At 65.7% G+C, this 3,073-nt stretch carries 3 protein-coding genes; 1 reads left to right on the plus strand and 2 read right to left on the minus strand.

Annotated features, from left to right (window positions below):
• Nucleotides 1–45: 45 nt before the first annotated feature.
• The gene (locus AX703_RS26635; RefSeq protein ID WP_009824028.1) at nt 46–924 is read right to left on the minus strand and encodes an AAA family ATPase; all 879 of its coding nucleotides are present in this window, start codon (nt 922–924) and stop codon (nt 46–48) included.
• On the minus strand, nt 851–2,251 hold the full coding sequence (locus tag AX703_RS12160) for a Mu transposase C-terminal domain-containing protein (protein WP_004212864.1): 1,401 nt from the start codon (nt 2,249–2,251) through the stop codon (nt 851–853). Before AX703_RS12160 ends, AX703_RS26635 begins: the two co-directional genes overlap by 74 nt.
• Before the next feature lie 191 nt (nt 2,252–2,442).
• Here AX703_RS12160 and AX703_RS12165 point away from each other — a divergent pair, with 191 nt between their 5' ends.
• Nucleotides 2,443–3,015: a recombinase family protein gene (locus tag AX703_RS12165; RefSeq protein ID WP_009824027.1), complete on the plus strand. Its 573-nt coding sequence runs from the start codon at nt 2,443–2,445 to the stop codon at nt 3,013–3,015.
• Nucleotides 3,016–3,073 lie beyond the last annotated feature (58 nt).

Consider the following 3,073-nt stretch of genomic DNA (forward strand, 5'->3'; position numbering starts at 1 on the left):
TGTAAACGCTCGCGCTAAATGGCGGCGTTCTGATCGCGCTATTTGTCAGTTGCCGGGTCCGATGACGAGGCAATCGCGCGCGGCCTGAACGATGTCAGCGGTGACCTCCTCGACGCGGTTGAGGGTCATGATCCGCCGCATCTGCGCGAACAGGCGCTCCATGAGCCGGAAGTTGCCGCGCGTGATGCGGATCACGGCTGCCTGCGCTTCGATCGCGTCGAGTTGGGCCGGGTCGAAGCTGATCCCGAAATCGCCGGCGTGGGTCGCGAGCAGCAGCCGCATTTCGGTCTCGGTAAGCGGTTTGAACTCGTGGACGAAGCCGATCCGCGAGTAGAGCTGGGCATAGCGGGCGAGGCGCTTCTCCAAGCCCGGCATACCCATCAGGATCAGCCCGAAGCCGTGGCGATCGGCCATGTCGCGGAGATGTTCGAGCGACTTTATGGTCAGGCGGTCGGCCTCGTCGACGATGACGAGGGGGCAGGCGATGCGGGCGGCGTCATGGGTGATTTCGTCCTGCGAGCCGCCCGCGACCGTCAGCCGGGCATAGCCCAGCTTAATGAGGTTGAGGCCCAACACCGCGTCGATCGTCTTGGGCGTGTTGCTGACCGACACGGTGTAGAAGACGGCGCGGCAGCGAGCGACCTTTTCGCCAAGGAGCGCGGCAATGGGACGGAGCGCGGCATATTCCCCCAGGTCGGGGAAGCTGGAAAACTCGCGCGCCGATCGCGTCTTTCCGACGCCCGGCCGGCCATGACACACGCCGATATAGCGGTAGTGCGCGCAGGCTTCGGCAAACTCGACGAACCGGGCATGTTCGCGGGTCGCCAGGAACGGCTGCTCGACCAGGAACTCAATCGTCAGCGGCGTAGAGCCGGAGCCCTCGGTAGGTGGTGGGCCGGGAAGCCGTATCCTCTTGGTCGCCATCGAAGGTCTCCGTGGGGGCAGGCACCTGCTTGTCGCGCTCCTTCGCGCCGCGCCGGGCGCGCTGGATCGCGCGCAACGACGGGTGCCCAGCGTGCTCGGAGCTGAGCGCACGGCAGACGAACCGGCCCTGGTGGTAGACGTGGATCTCGGTCAGGTCGCGGGGGTCATAGACCGCCTCGACCTGCTCGCCGACGAAGGCCGCGAGCGTGGGTTCGACATAGCGCCTGCCCATCAGACGGATGCCGTCGCGCAGCACTTTACGGGGCTTGGGCACGTGCACGAGCAGCATGTCGAGCTGTTCAAGGCTGTCGGGCATTGCGGGCAGGAACCCGCCCTTCTGCCAGCGCGTGATCGGCGGTTCGCCGGTGCTGCCATGCGGGCGACGATGATAGACGCCGCACACGAACGCCTCGAAGCGGGCGCGCAGCTCGTCGAGCGTGAGCACTGGCGCCGACAGCGGCTTGCCCGCGATCAGGTGGCCGGGCAGGTCGGGCAGGAACATGTCGTTGATGGTGCGGAACAGCCGCTCGATCTTGCCGCGCCCGCGAGGACGCCCCGGCAGCGAATGGATGAGGCGGATTTTGAGGGCGATGCACGCCTGCTCGATATGCTCGGAGATGAAATCCGAGCCGTTGTCGACGTAAAGCTGTTCGGGAATGCCGCTGACGATCCATTCGGGATTGGGCTTGCGCCAGATCGCCTGCCGCAAGGCGAGCGCCGTGTTGAGGGCACTGGGGGCATCGAGGCTGAGGAAGTAACCGGCGATGGCTCGGCTGTGATCGTCAACGATGACGGTCAGCCAAGGACGCACCGGGGTTCCGGCATCATCGAGCACGAGAATGTCGAGAACGGTATGATCGGCCTGCCACATCTCGTTCGAGGTCGCGGCTTCGCGCCGATGCACTAGCTCGTGCTGGTCGCGGTAGACGGCCGGATCGGAGGCTGCGGCGATCTGGCTTGCCGGTATCGCCCTGACGACACGCGCGACGGCCGCATAGCTGGGGGTTCGGTGTCCATGCGCGATGGCGAGTTCCTGCACCTTTCGGTGAATGGCGGCGACCGGGGGTCGCGGGCGCTTGGTGGCGAGAGTGCGGGTCAGTTCGACCAGATGTTCCGGCAGGTGCAGCCTGCCCCGATCGTTGCGCGGCAGACGCGCGAGACCGGCAAGTCCTTCGGCACGGTAGCGCCCGAGCCAGCGCTGCAACGTCCGCTCGCTCAGCGTGCCGGTGCGGGCGAGGTCCGCGAGCGGGATGCCATCGGCGAGGTGCGGTTCAAGGACGCGGTAGCGCTCGATCGCCAGCGGCGGGACAAGCGCCGGATGCGTCACCGCCGACGGTCCGTGTCGCAGGTAAGGAAAACGGAGATTTGCCTGCCCATCGCCATGCGAGTCCGCTCGCGTTGCCAAACCGGCCTGTTCGACGTAAATCTACCCGGTAAAGAAAACTAGGGCAACATAGACCTGCCGATGACGACTTTCTTCCCAAACCGCGCCCGATCGGGGCGCCACCGGCCCTACGCATGAAAATCGGTTACGCCCGCGTATCGACCGCCGAGCAGAACCTGGACCTCCAGCGTGATGCGCTGAAGGCTGCCGGCTGCGAGAAGGTCATCACCGACAAGGCCTCCGGGGCGACTGCCGCTCGCCCTGGATTGGAAAAGGTGAAGGAGCTGCTTCGCGCCGGCGACACACTGGTGGTCTGGCGCCTCGACAGGCTCGGCCGCTCGCTCCGTGATCTGATCGGATGGATGACCTACCTCGACGAGGAAAAGGTCGGGCTGCTGAGCCTGCACGAGGCGATCGACACGACCACCACGTCGGGCAAGCTTACCTTCCACCTGTTCGGGGCATTGGCGGAGTTCGAGCGCAACCTGATCCGCGAGCGGACCCAGGCCGGTCTCACCGCAGCCCGCGCTCGCGGCAAGAAGGGTGGCCGGCCGGCCGCACTCGGCAAGGACAAGCGCGACCTGCCCGTCAGGCTCTACCACGAGAACACGATGCCGATCGCCAAGATTTGCTCGATGCTCGGCATCTCCAAGCCAAAACTCTACGCCTATGTGCGATCGGCCGAGACCAAGCCGGTAGCCGCGTAGCGACGCTCGCCGACAAATAGCGCGATCAGAATGCCGCCACTTAGCGCGAGCGTTTACA

The organism is Novosphingobium sp. CCH12-A3, assembly GCF_001556015.1.
GTDB lineage: Bacteria > Pseudomonadota > Alphaproteobacteria > Sphingomonadales > Sphingomonadaceae > Novosphingobium > Novosphingobium subterraneum.

Bases quoted from the DNA above. Each gene is read 5' to 3' on its own strand.
- AX703_RS26635 (WP_009824028.1), bottom strand. From the start codon at position 924: ATGGCGACCAAGAGGATACGGCTTCCCGGCCCACCACCTACCGAGGGC.
- AX703_RS12165 (WP_009824027.1), top strand. From the start codon at position 2,443: ATGAAAATCGGTTACGCCCGCGTATCGACCGCCGAGCAGAACCTGGAC.